This window comes from Thalassobacillus devorans MSP14 (assembly GCF_000496835.1).
GTDB classification, from domain to species: Bacteria; Bacillota; Bacilli; order Bacillales; family Halobacillaceae; genus Thalassobacillus; species Thalassobacillus devorans_B.
Genome location: NZ_KI543236.1, coordinates 684,586 through 701,808 on the forward strand (window position 1 = coordinate 684,586; position 17,223 = coordinate 701,808).

Consider the following 17,223-nt stretch of genomic DNA (forward strand, 5'->3'; position numbering starts at 1 on the left):
ATGAGCGGCTGGTATTCCTTGATAAGAAGCCTATACCCTGTCGCTGTCAAATGAAGCATCCATTTTTCTAAAAGGAGATAATTATGACGACTCATACACTATTAACATTTGAAAAATCAGCCATTGAGGCAATGACAGCAAAAGACCCGGCAATGAAAAAACTGGTCACGCTTATCGGGGACATCACCCTTACCAAAAGGGGAGACCATTTCAAAAGTCTAGTACGATCCTGTATTGGCCAGCAGCTGTCTGTGAAAGCGGCGAAGACGATTTATGGAAGATTTGAGGAACTGACAGGGGAAATCACACCGGAAGCGGTTTTGAAATTTTCGGATGAGGAACTTAGAGAGGTTGGCCTTTCCAAGCAAAAAATAACTTACCTGCGGGATCTCAGTGAGAAAGTATTAGCGAAAGAAGTGAATCTTGATCAGCTGGAAAGGATGGATAACGAAAAAATAAGGAAGGTGCTTACAAGTGTGAAAGGAATCGGACCATGGACCGCAGAGGTATTCCTGATTTTTTCCTTAGGGCGGAAAGATGTATTGCCAGTAGGGGATCTGGGTTTGCAGCGCGCCTGCCAGTGGCTGTATCAAGCGGAGCGGGATAACAATGGAAAGCAGCTCATCAAGAGCCATGCAGATAAGTGGCACCCCCATTACACCGCTGCGTCGCTTTATCTTTGGGAAGCGATCAACAAAGGCCTGGTTGCCCAGTACAGCAATGTCGACGAAGCATGGGATCAGTTACAGAAATAGAGGGAGAGGGATGCTATGAAAATAGCTGTTTTGTCAGATATCCATGAAGGGTTGAACAGGAAACGAACACAGACGGACATTATGGTGTTACTGGAGACTTGGATGTCTACGCATCAACCGGATGTTTTCATTATCAGCGGGGATTTGACTGCCAAACCGGACAAAAGTCTGAAACTGCTGCAACAGCTGCAAGGTAACCTTCCCGATGTAAAAATACTATTTGTGCATGGTAACCACGATATTTATCATGATGATTCCGAGCATGCGTATGAAACTTTGCTGGAATTCGAAGGTAATCTCGGAAATGGACCTGTGGAGCTTGGTAATGACTGGGTAGTGATCGGAGATGGCGGCTGGTACGATTATTCCTTCGGGATAGAAGGGTACTCACATGAAGCATTTAATTGCGGTACTTACGGGGATATTACATGGCCGGATAAAACTTATGCACATTGGAGAGGGTCGGATATAACTGAGACAAACCGTCAAATTTACAGGATAGAAAGATGGCTGCGAGCTTATCAAAGGAAAAATATCTTAATGGTTACCCATGTCGTACCATTTTCAAAATATGTTGTACGGAAAGATGACCACAACTGGGATTTTTTCAACGCTATGATGGGAAGCTCCCGTTTCGGTGAGTTGGCACAAAAATATAAAGTGAAAAAATATATATTCGGCCACATCCATTACCGCTATCATGACCACTATCAAGGAATAGAGGTAATCTGCAATCCCTTAGGTTACTTTCCAAGCGAATGGAAATTTGAAACCGCAGAAGAAGAGATCCATTCCAGTATCAAGGTGATAGAAATTTGATTTTGAGTTCACTCTAAAAATAAAAAAAGCTTGCAGAAAAACTTTCTTAGTTCCTCTGCAAGCGGTGCAGATTCTGTGATAGAATCTGCTTTTTTTATTCTACAACGAACTCAAAGTTGCCTTCGAACTTTACATCTTTACCAAGCAGAACGCCGCCTGTTTCTACTGCTGCGTTCCATGTCATGCCATAAGCTTCGCGGTTGACTTTGCCTGCTACATCGAAGCCGGCGATGGTGCTGCCATCCATCGGGCTTTTGGATACGCCATTATATTCTACAGTGAATATTTCTTCACGAGTGACGTCTTTGATCGTGAAGTCACCAGTCACTTCGTATTCATCATCAGAAACTTTTTTGATCGATTTACTTTCAAACACCATATTCGGGTATTTTTCTGCTTCGAAAAAGTCGCCGGAGCGAAGGTGGCCATCACGGTCTTCGTTGCCGGTATCGATGGAAGTAACCGGGATAGTAACTGTCACTTTTGCATTACTCAGATCATCGAGGTCTCCATCGAACTTCACATCGAATTCCTGAAATTCACCTTTTGCCTTGGAAACCATCATATGTTTGATTTGAAAATTCAAGCTGCTGTGCACGTTGTCTAATTTTAAAGTTGTCATAAAAAAATTCCTCCTGAAAATGTTTGGTTATTTATCTTGAATTAAAGATAACTCATAAATATCTCAAAGTCAAGATTAATAATTAAAAAATATTCTAATCCAAGATATAACTGCTTTTTTTTTCAATTAAATGGCCGAATTGTGGAAGACTCAGTTTCAAAGTAATTTGGGTTCGTTACCGAGACAGGGGAAAGGGTGGCTGGGAAACGATTCGCTTTCCAGCTTCATCGCCTAGACACTCTCGACATAAGCAGTCCATCAACGGGAAGAAAGAACACTTCCCTTTTGCTGTTCTGCTTATGCGTGTCGTGTCTCCCAAGGCGATTACGCATTCGTTTTTTTCCTGTGGGGAGGCTGGCAAGCCTCCTCGGCCGTTTCACGACCTGTGGGGTCTCGCCTAGCCCCTTCTCCCACGGGAGTCTCACCGTTTCCCCGCCACCTTATCCATATTTTGACGAACGAACCCTACATTGTGAGAAGATATCTTCCACATTTTCTGCATGAAAAGCTCAATGATTCAGGACATAAGCTCTTTTCAGCTGTTAAGATGGTGGTTCCGCATATCGATGTTTCTGTTAGTCTTACAAACGCAAGGAGGGCCGGGAAATTGCGAGACTCCTATGGGAGTAGAGTACATGGTGAGATCCCGCAGGGCTTTAGCCCGAGGAAGCTCACCGTACCCCCATGGAAAGCGAGTGATTTCCCGGACCTCCTACCGTTACTATCGTAACGGAAATAATGTATCTCGAAACTGAGTCTTCCATAAAAGGGAGCTTTTCAGTAGTATCAACTACCAAAGGAAAAGGTGCCTGCTTTAGGCAATTCAAAGCTGAGAAGGACCGGGAGCAAGACGACTTTTTCCGTGTCTGGCCGGTCGATTGACAAAATAGATGCCAGCCAATATCAGACTTCCGCCTGCCAGAGTAGATATATGTAACTGTTCGTTCAATAACAGCCATCCAAAGAGGACACCAAACAAAGGAGCAAGGAACAAAAATGCACTGACTTTTCCTGGATCTTCTTTGTTCAAAAGATAGAACCAAATGGCAAATTGAACGATGGAAGCCATGATTGCCAGCCAGATCAAGATAAAGATGGATAGCGGGGTGATGACGAACTTTGTTTGCTCAAACAATCCACTTCCCAGGAGCAGGAGCAGGCCGCCAAAAAGCATTTGGTAGGCGGTCAGTACCCAGGTGTCGAATGAACTTCCCCATTTTTTCATCAATAATGTCGCGATAGCCCAGGAGACTGCACTGAACATTCCTAACAGTGTGCCTGGCTGTTTAATGTCCAGACTCGCACCCAGGGTGATGAAGACTCCAAGGAAGCCGATGAAGACCCCGCCCCATTGCAGCCATCGATACTTCATCCCCATGAAAATCGTGCCGAACAGTACGACCAGCAGGGGATTGGTAAATGTCAAAATCGATGATTCCCCAGCGGTGATCGTCCGAAGACTGAGGAAGATAGCGCCCATCACTCCTGCGGTTTGAAACACACCCACCAATAGCATCTGGAACCATTCCCTGACACGTTTCGGGTGTTTTCGTTTTAGTAAAAATACGACCAGAGCCATCAGTAGACCTGCGATCGTAAACCGTAATCCCACCAGCAGTAGTGGGGATACAAAATCGAGCCCAATTTTACCAACGGCAAAAGAGGAGCCCATCAGGCTGGTCGTGATCACCAGCAAAACGGTAAACCATACTCTGTTCACATACTCACCCTCATTCTCTATAACTTCCATAATTATTTTAATTTTCTAATTATAACACAGTTGTTCACTATAGAAAGGAACCGAAGGATGCACAAAAAAGTCCTACGATTCGTATAATACTTCGCATTGTGTTTTCGGCTGGCCGGCAGGGCTTGAAAGGTTCGAAATCACTGGAGTGAATCTGAAAGCAGAAGGGGGAGAGGTCGTTGGGAGTAAAGGATACACAGCTGTGGTTAAAGGGTTTTGTAAAAATGTGTGAAAAGAAAAGCTTGTTGTTTAAGCCGCCTCATGATGAGCAGTGTGAAGCACTTTGCAGACCGGTCCAAAAAACGTTATCCAAAATCCCCCCGGCAGCATTACATGCCATTTTGCTGAAGCATGGATTGTTCGAACCGTTCGAGTGGAAGCATATCCAGCAGACGGTTCATGAAATGGAGAAAAGGAATGTATGGCAGGTTGTCGAGGCAGAATACCGGCGTTTAAAGAAAAAATGGCATGGTCCAGAGGCCCCGATCTATATCTATCCGGTAGCAAGGGGACATCTACCTGTTGAAAATAGGCCCATTAAAAAAAGTGGGGTAAGCTTCCGGGAGTGCTTATTTTTATTTTTGGCGCCTGATACTCCGTTGCTAGAAATAAAGGCCTTACTGGCGCATGAATATAATCATATATGCCGGTTTTCCCAGGTGGGGCTGGATGAAAGCAGACTTCCCCTAAAAGAAGTACTTGTCATGGAAGGGCTGGCAGAACATGCGGTGAAAGAATTGTACGGGGAAAAGCTGCTGGCGCCGTGGACCAGTTATTATCGGGATCATAGAGTAAAAGAAATATGGAAGAAGCATGTGCAATCTTCCTTGCATGTAGAAGGGCAGGAAAACTATCAGAAATTTTTGTATGGGAAAGGGAATGGTCCGCTCCCAAGATGGATTGGTTATCAGATCGGATTTCAGATTATTTCTTCGTATCAGGAACGACAGGGAAGGCTTACTACAAGAGAATTATTGAAGAAAAGCGCTGACGAGCTGATTGACGGGTCCGGTTTTTCAACAGATTAGCACCTGCTTGTTGAAGGGCTTCCGTAAATTCCATACTTTTTACACATTTTCGTTTACTGTACCTGCGAAGCTGGTGATAATCCCTCTGTGATCAGGGTTCATCCGGGTGAGGGAGCCAGCGTAATGGCTTCTTCTTTGGAATTCCCGGGTTTACAGACTGCTGGTATTTGATACAATAGCGGAAACTATCCATTGAAAAGGAGAATGACATTGCGTAAAAAGTGGTTATCAGGTTTACTGTTGGCAGCATTTTTAACTTTGGGTGCATGCAGCAGTGACGAAACAGCAAAAGATAATGAGAAAAAAGATACACAGCAGGAACAGCAGTCCAGTGAACAAAGTGAAGGACAAAAAGACGGCAGCAGCAAAAGTGGCAAGCAGCCGAAAATGCCTGAGCCTGATCTGGAAGGTACACCGGATGTCGTAGCAGAAGTCAATGGGGAAAAAATTAAGAAAAAAGAATTTGAGACAGCTTATAAGAGTCAATTCCAACAAGCTGCCTTGCAGTCACAGATGTCCGGTCAGGAGGTTGACCAGGACAAGCTGAAGAAACAAATGGTCGACAGCCTGATCGGTCAGGAGCTTCTCATCCAGGAAGCGAACAATCGTGATTACAAAGCTACCCAGGAAAAGAAGGATAAAATTCTCGAAGACCTGGCTAAGCGGAATAAAGCAGGGTCAAAAGAAGAATTCCTTGCCCAATTAGAAAAACAAGGCATGAGTAAAAAAGAAGTCATGTCGCAGCTGGAAACCCAAGTGAAGGTTGAGCAGCTGATTGCCGCTGAAGCAGGCGACATCGAGCCTACGGAGGAAGAACTGAAAAAACGCTATGAGCAGATCAAAGCGCAGCAGGAAAAGGCAGGCGGGCAAAGTAAGATGCCTTCTTATGAGAAAGTCAAACCATCCCTTAAACAGCAAATGAAACAGGAAAAAGAAGCACAGGAAGCCCAAAAGCTGATTAAGAGCCTGCGAAAAGATGCAGACGTGAAAGTTCATATTTAATAACGAAAAACCAGGTCCGGAACAGGACCTGGTTTTTAAGTTGTCTAGGAAATTATAGTCGAACGTCATTACCAGTAACGCGCTTGCGCTTTGGTTCTTACTGATTTTTATTGAAAAAATCGAGAAATGCATGGTAGATTTCAATTCCCTGAAATGAAAATAAAGATATAGCACTTAAGGAAAACAATCCTATCATTATGAATCGAAACCAGATCATCAGCTTTCCCTCCTTTGTTTAAATGGTAATCAGGTAAGCAAAGGAGTAGTGATTACATTGTTTGACTGGTAAAAAACAGCCGTAAGAAACGAACGTTCTACAATGAAATTGCTGGTTGCTGTTTTGGCAATTGTAATCGCTATTATGATTAGAGAAAATGCTGACAGCATCCATGCAGCGGTTTTTTTCTCATTACTACCATCTGACGAGAAAGATGTGTCCCCTGTAATACTTTCTTCAAGATCACTCGCAATTATTTGTGTTACATTTTCATGGGAGACCGTAAAGGAAGCACTCAGGATAAGGGGCATGAGTAAAAGGGCAATGTACCGTTTCATTTACATCCTCCCCTTCAATCGTAGTATTGACTATTGTACATTACCTTTAACATTATGAAAATAGTAAAAACAACATGTTTTATGTTTAGCTGAGGTACTATCATGAAAATGAAAGTGCCTCTTCAACTGGAGAAAGCGATTCAATGGATACCTGAATGACGTGAGCATTCATGTTAAAATGACTGGGAAATGTTGTGGAATCCGGGAGGTGCTGGCAAGATGCTGGGGGATCCGTTTGTTCAGTCTGTTCTTTTAATGGCAGGCGTTGTATCTCTACTATTTATCATCTTTATCATTATTCTTCTTAAAAGAAGTAAAAGAAAATGATCGGGTCATACGCCGTGCAACAGGCGGGGTGACCGTATGGAAGGGCCTGTCCCAGTGATAAGGGGTGCAGGTTCTTTTTTATGTGGGATTTCATCTCTGCTGATAATAGAGCCGTCATAAATTAGCCCCTGGTGCCGAGAGGAGGTGATCGGCATCAGGGTCATTTTTAATCATCGATTTAGTACCAGGCAGCTCCTACAATGATAAGCAGGATAAACAAGACAACGATCAACACGAAAGTGTCTCCATAACGGGAACCACCATAACCAAGACCTCCGTAGCATCCGTAACCCATATTTCACCCTCCTAACTGTAAGTTTTATTCAATTGGAAAGGGAAAGCATAGCAGCCCCTATCCCTTAATTAGTTTATGTAAGTGTGCAGGGATTGGAGAGGACATTTATACCAAAAAATAATCTTGTCATCGAAATGGGGATATATGCCGTTACCAGCCAGATGGCCTGCCATAGGATAGGTATGAATCTTTCTGAAGGCAAAGGAGGTAATAGGCTTGTTCAATAATTTCGAGAAGAAAACCGGTGTGAAAATGGACGAAGTCATGAAGCTTGCCCAGTCATTACAAGGTGCTAATTTCAAAGACGAAAAAACGATCCGAAACGTAATTAATAAAGTTTCCAGGCTGGCAAATAAACCAGTTTCGAAAAGTAAAGAAGACATGATTGTAAAAGCCATATTAAATGATAAAGTACCGAAAGATCTGTCATCGATTGAAAAAATGATCAAGAAGAAAAGGTAACTCCTGTTAACAAATCAGATGCTGACATTTTGGAAGGTGCAGGGGTTATATGGAATTAACCTGGATCAGTCTGTTGGTCCAGGTATTTTTTTATATCAGCAATGGCCACATTACGCATGCAGCCAATCATAATATAAGTTGGACGGGTCATCCATTACTTCCTGTCGATACACCTGGGTGAAGGTCTGCATGATCCCGCCATAAAAATAGCCGAGAAATGTCTTCTTGATCATTCCTTTTTTCTGTACGTAGAGGCTTTGCTTGAATGTACGATTGATCGCTGTTATGTAATGGTCGACTGGGTAGTTCAATTGGAACTTACGGTAAGCATGGGTGACACTTTTCCAGGCGGAACAGATATCATCGATTGGTAAAAAAGCTTTCGTCAGTGAAGTAAAAGCTTTCGGTATGTAAGAAGGAAGGTAATCTGTATCGAAATCGGGTTTTTGCACTGCTTCAGGCGAAGACTTTTCTTCGTCTGCTTCCGGCTGACTCTCTCCCGAAGGGTGTTGGTCTTCTTTATCCAGCCATGGAGCGGTCGTTTCATCTTCCGGCAGGATGACAAGTATGTTGACACCGCGTTTGCCGTTGGGTCGGGTAGCAGGTACGCGTTTTACAAGTCCCTTTTCAACCAATATATTGATCGCACGGATGACGGTGCTGCGACTGCGTCCGGTTTTTTTCTCAATCGTTTCGTTTTTTGCAAAAGAGACACCGGGATATTTGACCGAATGGCGCCAGATAAATTTCAAGACATCCAGAGTGCCTGCAGAAAGTTCTGTTTTGTGGTGAAATAGAAACGCCCGTACTCGCAAATCCATGGTTTGTTTATTCGAAAAAGACTGCAGATTACTGATCTCTTGTATTTTCATCGTCTCATCATCCATTCAAAGCTTTTGCCTTTATAATCGAATGAAAGAAACTTCAGGTGTTATAGTGATGGAGGAAAAATTCATATCCTGTACGATGTTACTATTCTTTTTTTGTTAATAATCTTTGTTTTGCCTATGTTTCAGTGGCTGATATTGGGTCATAACCCTTGGGGGAGAAGGTGTCAGGCCAGTGAGTGCGGTGTCATGTAAGGTGTCAGTCAGGGGTGGCAGAATGCTTGGGGATGATAACAAAAGCTCAAGGCGTGATGATACCTTGAGCTTGGCTGGATTATCGTTTTTTTCGTGAACCTCTCATGATGGCACTGATGATAAAGACAAAAATGATGGCACCAATCAGAGCAGGTACAATAGCAATTCCGGCTAAGGATGGTCCCCAGGAACCTAATAACTCTCCTCCGATCCATGCACCTACGATACCTGCAATGATATTGCCGATGATTCCAAGTGGCATGTCACGGCCGATGATGGCACCGGCGAGCCAGCCAATCAGTCCACCTACGATTAAATATAGTATAATACCCATAATGGTAAACCTCCTCTTTTTTATAATCTAGTTTGGTTATATCCCAGATTATAAAACTTAAAACATTAAGCGCGGAAGGACTTGCCTCGGTGGCAGTACCTTATTGAATGACAGGTTCAAATCGTTCGCGGTAGCCGGGATGGAGTAAATAATACAAAGGGTAACCTCTGGTATAAAAATACTGGATGAGCGGACCTGTAAGGGCTGTGCCCATCAACGTACCGATCCCGACGGGACCACCGATGAGAAAAGCAACCGTCGACGTGGTGACGGCTATCGCTGTCTGACTCACCAAAAGACTGAGTCTGAATTTTTTAGCGATGACTAAAAATAATTGATCGACCGGTGCCCGTGGCAGCTGTGGCAAAATATAGATAGCTACGCCTAAGGCAATGAAGCCTACACTGGTGATTACGGTAATGAGCTGGATAAGGAATGGTGCTGCTGCCAGGCTCATATTGTGGAAAACGACTTCCAGCCAGAAGTCCAGGATCAGACTTTCCAGCACCAGCGGCAGTAACGCCCGGAATTCCGGTTTTTGTTTTGACAGCCATCCATTCAGGAATATAAAGGCGAGCTGGAAGCTTCCATACCAGATTCCTACTGTCAAACCGAAGTGATTTTCCAATCCGACAAATAATGCCGTCCAAAATCCTGCACCTAAAGCAGCTTTTATCAAAAGGGCTACACCGAAAAAATTGACAACTATTCCAAGAATGTATACGGTCATGCGATAAAGCATTTATGAACCCTCGTCTTTCTGATCATTATTGATTATTTTATTATCAGGCAATTTTATTAGCCGTGATTTTTCACGTCAATAGGTGCGTGAAAATTTTTAATGCCAAAATTTTCACGGAGGCAGTGAAGCATTTAAATACATAATAGGACAGGGTTCCTGTGAATAGCATGGTATATAGAGACTACCTGAGAGGGTGAAGGAAGCATGCAAATTCATGTAGTGGTATCCGGCGATACGTTATGGGCGATAGCCAGGCAGTATCGTTCCGATATGAATCAGATTGTATTAGCCAACCAGATAGAGAACCCGGATGTCCTCGTAGCGGGGCAGGCGCTGGTCATTCCTGAACCGGGCCGGGAATATGTCGTGCAGGCGGGAGATACACTGTGGTCGATAGCACAGCGTTACGGGGTGTCTGTTCAGGATTTAGCCCAGGTGAACCAAATCAGCAATCCGGCATTGATTTTTGTCGGGGATATGCTGGTGCTTCCCTATTTTCCTTATACTGTTCAGTCAGGGGATACCTTATGGGCGATTTCCCGCAGGTTTGGTGCTTCGATGCAACAGATCATTCAGATCAATAACATCACCAATCCATCCATGCTGTCTGTCGGGCAAATATTGTACATCCCAAGGGAGCCCAGGCCTGAAACAGAAATCAATGCTTATATTACCAACATGAGTGAGGAAGGAAGACGTGAGGTTCTTGCCCTCGGACGGAATTTCACTTATCTGTCGCCATTCACTTACTCGATCAAAGAAGATGGCTCGATTACGGATATGAACGACACGGGAGTACTGCAAGCGGCGGATGCTGCCAATGTCGCTCCCCTCTTAGTATTGACCAATTTCAGGGATCGGTCGTTTGATTCGGATATAGCCGCAACTCTTTTACGGAGTCCGGAATTGCAGGAAACCCTGCTTACCAATATTCTGACTACCATGGAAGCAAAAGGCTATACCGGTCTGAATGTCGACTTCGAATATGTCTATCCCGAGGACAGGGAAAACTATAATGATTTTCTGAGGCGGGCTGTGGCCAGGCTGCGGCCGGAAGGGTACACGGTTTCAACGGCACTTGCTCCGAAAGAAAGCGCGGATCAGAAGGGGCTTTTATATGAAGCACATGATTATGCTGCCCATGGGGAAATCCTGGATTTTGTTATAGTCATGACCTATGAATGGGGCTGGGCTGGCGGGGAACCCTGGGCGATTGCTCCAATCAACAAAGTACGGGATGTGCTGGATTATGCTGTGACAGAAATTCCGAGGGACAAAATTCTGATGGGCATCCCGTTATACGGCCGGGACTGGAAAATTCCATGGGAACAAGGAACATTCGCTAGGACGGTGAGTCCTAAGGAAGCAGTCCGGCTGGCCCAGCGATATGGCGTAGATATCCAGTATGATGAAACCTATCAATCTCCATTTTTCCGATATGTCGATGGAACCGGCCAGGAGCACGAAGTCTGGTTCGAGGATGCCCGCAGCATGCAGGCAAAGTATGACACGATCAAAGCATATCGCTTACGCGGCGGCAGTTATTGGGTGCTGGGAATTACCTTCCCGCAAAACTGGCCAGTATTACGTGATAATTTCAGAATCCGGAAGTATTTTTAATAGAGCTGTCAGAAAACACCACGCCCAGGTGATAGTAATGGCGTACCAATTCCTCTTCAGGATTGGTACGTTTTTTTTTGATATATTCACAAAAATCTACCTTTTTTGTTGAGGACCCCCAATGAAGAAAAAGAAAATGGTAAAATAAAGGAAATCAGAGGAAAGGAATGCTTGGGAAAGGAAATTTTCAGGATTTGAAGCTTTATTCCATATTGTCGGAAGAATTTAATAGATGAGGTGAGGGATTTTTATCATTAAACAAAACAAACAGCTTTACTTTAGTTTGACACTTGGAGCTATAGGAATGGTTTTGATCGGATTAGGAATTTTCCGTTATTTTACTATGACTGATGACGCCGTCGGGTTCGGATTATCTTTGCTCGGGTTCATTATAGCCAATAAATATTTGCTTTACATAGAAAAGAAGGCAGGTGTCAGCGGTAAAAAGGTACGGGTGAAGGCTATCATAAGCTCGGTGGTTTTAGCAGGCAGTTCCTATCTGTTTTTTATGTAGATATATGTATAGCACCCTTTCCGCCTCGTGCCCATACGATAACAAGTGAGCGATAAGGAGGGCGAGCGATGTATACGAATCGTTATCAGGATTCTTACCCTTTTGATGTGCGACAAACCGCAGCGGAGTATGGGGCAAAAGGAGCGCTGAATGCAACTTCCCTGACACTGCCGCAAATGTTGACCTATGCGATTCAGGACGAATACTCGGCACAAGCAAGATACCGGGATATATTGAGTAATTTTGGGTATGTGAGTCCGTTTGCGAATATTCAGCAGGCGGAATTGAGGCATATCGAAGCGTTACTTCCGTTGTTCCAACGGTACCAGGTTCCTGTGCCGGCTGATATTTCCCAGATGTTTGTGTCTACCCCGTCAACGGTAAAGCAAGCATTTGCAGAAGGAGTCCAGGCGGAGATCGATAATATTGGAATGTATAATAAATTCCTTTCCTATATGCTGCCTGAGGATGTGAGGATGGTATTCACTAATTTACGTAATGCCTCTTTAAATCATCTGGCTGCATTTGAGAGGGGACTGGCGCGGGGACTTCATGAATAAATCCGGGCAAAAAAAAGAAAGGCAGCATGCTAACCAGGAAAAGGGGGAGGTCACTGGTAGGGTGCTGCCTTCATTCATTTTTATACTAACAGATATAACCGCTTTAAACCAATGAAGTAATTAAAATGTAATACTATTTTTATAATGACGCCTATTTTAATCCATGTTTAAAAATACCAGCTTCAATCAGTGTTTTATGACTATAGCTCCAGAATAGTCTTGTAGTTACATGATCCACACAATATTTGGTGGAAATCGGAAAAGAATGTCACTTGGTACATAGGATTTCTCATAAGCAGTGGTGTTTTATTTAGATAATAAGCCTGTATTTTTTCGGGTGCCGGTTGTGATAACCTTTATAGATGATGAGTCCGCGTCCTCCTTTCATGGAGGACGTTTTTCATTGGAAATGAATTTATTTATTCCTATGGTTGTCTAATGAAGGAGTGGCATAGTTGGATATATTAATTACCCTATTTTTCTTGATCAGTGTTACTTTTCCGGTTTTGCATATCTATCATTGCTTGCCGTTTTTCCGGGAGTCCGGTGAAAGAAGCGATGTAAACCGTGAACTGAAACGATGGAAGAGTGCAAATGGTTACGATGTGGAAAAGGGCATAAGTATTTTAGTCCCGTGTTTTAACGAACAGGACATCATAGCAACTTCGATCGACAGTATGAAATCTTTGTCGTATTCCAAGTTCAATGTCTTTTACATCAATGATGGTTCTACAGATGCGACCATGGAACATTTGGATGATTTATTAGACCTGGAAGCCTGCAGTTTGTCCGTGGAAGGAAATCTTGCTCATGAGCAGATCAAAGAGGTGTATCAGTCCCGTCGCTATCCTAATATGTACGTAATCGACAAGGTGAATGGCGGAAAAGCGGACTCTCTGAATGCTGGTATTGAGTATTCCACAAATGACTTGGTTGTCACGCTGGATGCTGACACAATGCTGACAGGCAATGCACTAGGCGCCGTCAATAAGGCGTTCGAGGATAAGAATGTGGTTGCCGCGGGTGGAATGGTACATGTCCTGCAGACCAAAACGGATCAACCCTTAAGTCGCCTATCTTTGAAGCATGCCAATATGCTGATACGTGTACAGGTGCTTGATTTCCTGAAAGCATTTTATATTTCAAAGTTATCACTGGTACGTTTCAAAGCGCTGGCCGTCATATCAGGCGCGTTCGGGATCTTTAATAAACAAGTACTTCTTGAAGTAGGCGGCTATCGGAATACCATCGGTGAAGATATTGATATCACTTTGCGTATCCAAAGGTATATAGCCAGACGTAAACACCTGAAAATCAATTTCGTAGCAGATGCTATCGGCTACACCGAGCTTCCTGAAACGTGGAAAGACTTGACCAAGCAACGCCTGCGTTGGCAGAAAGCCTATATCGACTGCATCATTCACTTTTGGGCATTTTTCTTAAAAACGTTGTTTACGAAGCCTGTTTCCTTTTTCTATGTATTTGAAACATTCCTTATTGGGACGCTGGCAGCTTACGTCATGACAGGTATCATGACTTACAATATAATCAACAACCCGGGAAATTCATTCATTGATTATCTGTTTTTCTATCTGTTTTTCCTGATTGTATTTGGAATTATCTATGACTTTGTTGCACTTCGGATGAATAAACATTATGGATTTTCATTCAGCAAAATGGACAGTCTTCGTTTGTTTGTGACCATCTTGTTTGATATTTTCATCTATCGATTTGTAGCCGTTTATTTTGTCATGTATGGCAGCATCTCCTATTTTTTCAATAAAAAATGGAACAAGGTTTCACGTACAGGAAGAAGTTATCACCAGAAAGACTCGAAAACGGCAGCCTAACAATTGGCTGATCCTAGAGAAAATGTTTTTAGAAGGTGAAGTGTAATGGGGAAAAAAATATTGTTGTTTACAATAACTGCATTGACAGTTTTGGTCCTGGGGGTGGTCAGTTATGCTTTCAACTTTGTAACGTCAACCTCCGCCAGTATCAAGGAAGATATCGACAGGAATCCGAAGATTGCCAATCGCATGGATAATATAGATTTAGGGGAAGGAGATCCAACTTCCATCCTCATAATGGGAATGGATACACGCGCCGGTGAAGGAGGCGGTCGTGCGGATTCTATGGTTCTGTTGACCATCAATCCGGCTGAAAAATCGACGCATATGGTCAGCATCCCCCGGGATACGTATATGAAAATAAGTGGGGCAAAGGACAAAATCAATAGCTCTTATCAGGTGGGTGGAACAGCGATGACTGTTTCTTCGGTTGAAAAGCTGTTAGATGTTCCAGTTGACTATTTTGTCAAAGTTAACTTCAAAGGATTTGAAGGTATTGTGGATGCCCTGGGTGGGATTAAATTGAGTAATAGTTTAGAATTCGATACCTATGATTCTGAATTCACGGATGAAAAAATGTATTTTCCAAAAGGTTTGCTAGATTTGAACGGGAAAGAAGCTTTGATCTATGCCCGAATGAGAAAGCAGGATCCACGAGGGGATTTTGGGCGGCAGGAACGTCAGCGTCAGGTGATAGAGAAGGTAATCGACAAAGGTTCTCAGACTTCAGCAATTTTCAACTATGGTGAAATCGCTAAAGTGATTCAAAACAATGTAAAAACGAATATGAGCCTAAAAGATATGTGGCAGATTCAACTCAATTATCGGGACGCCCGGACTAATATCAAGCAGCATAAAATAGAGGGATCAGATAAAACAATAAAGGGCACTTACTACTATATGCCGGATGAGGATAAACTGAAGGGACTCTCAAACCAGTTGAAGGCACATCTGGACCTGATTGAATCTGAACCCGGTGAAAATGATAAGCAGGCTGATGATAAGCCGGAATCAAGCAAGAAAGATAGCGACACAGATAACAAAGAGACTTCGGAAAAAGCGCCTGATGAGAAGGGTAACTCAAAAGAGAGTGATAAAAAGGCACATCAGCCTAACCCGGAAGAAGATAAGACTGGTGAAATAGAAGAGGATACAAATACGAAGGAGTCGGATGAAAAAAGCGCTGAGGTACCAGCGGTTCAGGAAGATGAATCGGATTCACAAACAAATCAGGAAAATGAACCTGGATCACAAACGGACCAGGAAGATACAAAAGACGAAACAAGACAGGACAGCAGCAAGCCGAATGTTGCGGAAGTAATTACGAAAAATTGGTCAGTGGTACCTACTCAGCAAGAAAACCACACGATTATAACGTTTGAAAAAGGAACACTGGACTGGGAAGAAATGACGGCTGCTGTCGCAAAAGGCGCAGGGTTAGCCAAAAGTGATATGATTCTCTGGTGGGCGGAAGGCCAAGGCGCAGATGATGCCATTGTTACGGTAACCAATAAAGCACAAACAGAGAATTACCGAGTTTACGTTTCATGGGTGGACGGTGCAGGCTACAAACCGGTGAAGGTGGAAGTCCTCCATGAAAATGATCAGAAGAACCGTTGATCTGTATCTATGTATCGTTTGTGAGATGTAACTATAGATATAGTAAAGAGGGGGCGATTCCGCTCCCTTTTTTCTTCATCCAATATCTAAAAAATCTAAGTAATATTAACCAATTTTATATCGGCTACCTTACCGGTCGAAATTTTTTCGAATCCTATAAAAAAACTACATGGAGGAAATGGTTTTATGGATATCAATGATTTTCTGAATTACTATGTATTAGGTGTCGTCATTATTGGTTTATTATTAGTTGTCTTTGGCCTGATGTTTTTCCTGTTCAGAAATAAAAAAGCCAACAAAAAGATGCTGAGAGAACTTGAAATGGAAGCTGTGTCGACGCTTGATAAAGTCGAAAATGAATATAAACAGAAGGAAGAGGAACAAAGGGAGCAGGTAAAGAAAGACTACGAAAAGAAAGTCGACGATTTTAAAGCCTATGTCAAGGACATGGAAAAGATCTCTAAGACAACAAGCGAGATAAAGACCTTTCACATACTTAGAAGTTTAAAGGAGAAGCTGGTGTCCGATGGTGTACTTAAGCCTTCCGAGATGAGGATTCTTCCGAAAGTATTCTTACCTTCTAAAACAGACGGGGGGATATCTGCCGTCAAGGTCGGGCATATCGTTTTGCTGAAAACAGGAGTTTACCTGATTGATACGAAAGAATTCCATGGAAACGTGCTTTATGGGATTACCAAAGAGAAGGTGCAAGATTTTTCATTCCTGCTTAACGATCTGTTTCCTGCGGAAGAAAAGGAAATAGAAAAGACCATTGTTTTTGATAAAAGCCGAGCGGATCAGACTAATCTGAAGGTGATCGGAGTTGAAAATCCAGCCAGAAGAGTCATGGACGGGGTAGACCATCTCCAGCCCATCGTTGAAAAACATACCATGCCTAACACCATCACCCCGATTCTTTATGTGGACCACCATGGCAATCAGCTAATTAATTATTCAGCAGCCAGCATCCCATATGTGTTCGATGAACAGGACGCACTTACCAAATTCCTGGTGAAGCGTCTGGAGGAATGCGATCCTATTTATAGCGAAGAAGAGCTGGAAAAACTTGAACATAGCATCGAGAACGCGGGCATGGATAAGCAACCAGCAGAGCAGCCTGTATAACGAACAGCCTTTCGCTTCCTTAAGTGAAAGGCTGTTTTTGTGTTTAGTTGGAATACCACTTGGTTTTCATAAAAAAGGATATTCCTATGCTCTTCACCTGTGAAACATGTTTTTTAAATTTCTGTTATATAATTTCATGGAATGTGCTCAAACTCTGTCAATCT

At 43.1% G+C, this 17,223-nt stretch carries 17 protein-coding genes and 2 pseudogenes; 12 read left to right on the forward strand and 7 right to left on the reverse strand.

All coding sequences use genetic code 11. The features are described 5' to 3' along the window. The first annotated feature begins 83 nt into the window (after positions 1–83). Together P855_RS20450 and P855_RS0104285 are read left to right on the forward strand one after the other, a co-directional pair. On the forward strand, positions 84–755 hold the full coding sequence (locus P855_RS20450) for a DNA-3-methyladenine glycosylase family protein (RefSeq protein WP_037985621.1): 672 nt from the start codon (positions 84–86) through the stop codon (positions 753–755). 15 nt (positions 756–770) lie between these two features. Further along, positions 771–1,574: a metallophosphoesterase gene (locus P855_RS0104285; protein ID WP_028782419.1), complete on the forward strand. Its 804-nt coding sequence runs from the start codon at positions 771–773 to the stop codon at positions 1,572–1,574. A gap of 94 nt (positions 1,575–1,668) precedes the next feature. Here P855_RS0104285 and P855_RS0104290 read toward each other — a convergent pair whose 3' ends face one another. Together P855_RS0104290 and P855_RS0104300 are read right to left on the reverse strand one after the other, a co-directional pair. Next, positions 1,669–2,196, reverse strand: coding sequence for a YceI family protein (locus P855_RS0104290; RefSeq protein ID WP_028782420.1), 528 nt, complete (start codon positions 2,194–2,196; stop codon positions 1,669–1,671). An 823-nt stretch (positions 2,197–3,019) separates the two neighbouring features. Then, on the reverse strand, positions 3,020–3,916 hold the full coding sequence (locus P855_RS0104300) for a DMT family transporter (RefSeq protein ID WP_037985623.1): 897 nt from the start codon (positions 3,914–3,916) through the stop codon (positions 3,020–3,022). A gap of 206 nt (positions 3,917–4,122) precedes the next feature. On the opposite strand from P855_RS0104300, the gene P855_RS0104305 reads away from it, so the two are divergent. Continuing rightward, complete coding sequence (locus P855_RS0104305) at positions 4,123–4,971, forward strand: DUF2268 domain-containing protein (RefSeq protein ID WP_028782423.1); 849 nt, start codon at positions 4,123–4,125, stop codon at positions 4,969–4,971. Positions 4,972–5,175: 204 nt separating this feature from the next. Continuing rightward, positions 5,176–5,973 (forward strand): SurA N-terminal domain-containing protein, encoded by a 798-nt coding sequence (locus P855_RS0104310; protein WP_037985624.1) that lies wholly within the window; start codon positions 5,176–5,178, stop codon positions 5,971–5,973. A 246-nt stretch (positions 5,974–6,219) separates the two neighbouring features. On the opposite strand, the gene P855_RS0104320 is transcribed toward P855_RS0104310, so the two are convergent. Both P855_RS0104320 and P855_RS21705 read right to left on the reverse strand, forming a co-directional pair. Beyond that, positions 6,220–6,528, reverse strand: coding sequence for a hypothetical protein (locus tag P855_RS0104320; RefSeq protein WP_028782425.1), 309 nt, complete (start codon positions 6,526–6,528; stop codon positions 6,220–6,222). Between the two features lie 505 nt (positions 6,529–7,033). Further along, positions 7,034–7,150: a YjcZ family sporulation protein gene (locus P855_RS21705; RefSeq protein ID WP_084315614.1), complete on the reverse strand. Its 117-nt coding sequence runs from the start codon at positions 7,148–7,150 to the stop codon at positions 7,034–7,036. Between the two features lie 216 nt (positions 7,151–7,366). Here P855_RS21705 and P855_RS0104335 point away from each other — a divergent pair, with 216 nt between their 5' ends. Further along, positions 7,367–7,612: a stage VI sporulation protein F gene (locus tag P855_RS0104335; protein ID WP_028782426.1), complete on the forward strand. Its 246-nt coding sequence runs from the start codon at positions 7,367–7,369 to the stop codon at positions 7,610–7,612. Between the two features lie 110 nt (positions 7,613–7,722). Here the strand turns inward: P855_RS0104335 and P855_RS0104340 are convergent, their stop codons facing one another. The 3 genes from P855_RS0104340 to P855_RS0104350 all read right to left on the reverse strand — a co-directional run bounded on the left by P855_RS0104340 (position 7,723) and on the right by P855_RS0104350 (position 9,770). Beyond that, positions 7,723–8,484, reverse strand: coding sequence for a helix-turn-helix domain-containing protein (locus P855_RS0104340; RefSeq protein ID WP_028782427.1), 762 nt, complete (start codon positions 8,482–8,484; stop codon positions 7,723–7,725). A 289-nt stretch (positions 8,485–8,773) separates the two neighbouring features. Continuing rightward, positions 8,774–9,028 (reverse strand): GlsB/YeaQ/YmgE family stress response membrane protein, encoded by a 255-nt coding sequence (locus P855_RS0104345; RefSeq protein ID WP_028782428.1) that lies wholly within the window; start codon positions 9,026–9,028, stop codon positions 8,774–8,776. A 100-nt stretch (positions 9,029–9,128) separates the two neighbouring features. Further along, complete coding sequence (locus P855_RS0104350) at positions 9,129–9,770, reverse strand: YczE/YyaS/YitT family protein (RefSeq protein WP_028782429.1); 642 nt, start codon at positions 9,768–9,770, stop codon at positions 9,129–9,131. 204 nt (positions 9,771–9,974) lie between these two features. Here P855_RS0104350 and P855_RS20455 point away from each other — a divergent pair, with 204 nt between their 5' ends. The 7 genes and pseudogenes from P855_RS20455 to P855_RS0104390 all read left to right on the forward strand — a co-directional run bounded on the left by P855_RS20455 (position 9,975) and on the right by P855_RS0104390 (position 17,059). Next, positions 9,975–11,390, forward strand: a complete 1,416-nt coding sequence (locus P855_RS20455; protein ID WP_037985628.1) for a LysM peptidoglycan-binding domain-containing protein — start codon at positions 9,975–9,977, stop codon at positions 11,388–11,390. A 304-nt stretch (positions 11,391–11,694) separates the two neighbouring features. Then, complete coding sequence (locus P855_RS0104365; protein ID WP_028782430.1) at positions 11,695–11,904, forward strand: hypothetical protein; 210 nt, start codon at positions 11,695–11,697, stop codon at positions 11,902–11,904. A 128-nt stretch (positions 11,905–12,032) separates the two neighbouring features. Next, positions 12,033–12,464, forward strand: a pseudogene (locus P855_RS20460) (DUF2202 domain-containing protein); the annotation flags it as partial. A gap of 455 nt (positions 12,465–12,919) precedes the next feature. Beyond that, a complete protein-coding gene (locus P855_RS20465) occupies positions 12,920–14,314 on the forward strand; it encodes a glycosyltransferase family 2 protein (protein WP_051353079.1) in 1,395 nt (464 codons plus the stop codon). Between the two features lie 45 nt (positions 14,315–14,359). Beyond that, positions 14,360–15,271: pseudogene (locus P855_RS22475) on the forward strand (LCP family protein); the annotation flags it as partial. Beyond that, a complete protein-coding gene (locus P855_RS22620; RefSeq protein WP_268744487.1) occupies positions 15,254–15,934 on the forward strand; it encodes a YrrS family protein in 681 nt (226 codons plus the stop codon). The pseudogene P855_RS22475 and the gene P855_RS22620, both read left to right, overlap by 18 nt. A 186-nt stretch (positions 15,935–16,120) precedes the next feature. After that, positions 16,121–17,059: a hypothetical protein gene (locus P855_RS0104390; RefSeq protein WP_028782431.1), complete on the forward strand. Its 939-nt coding sequence runs from the start codon at positions 16,121–16,123 to the stop codon at positions 17,057–17,059. Positions 17,060–17,223: the final 164 nt, after the last annotated feature.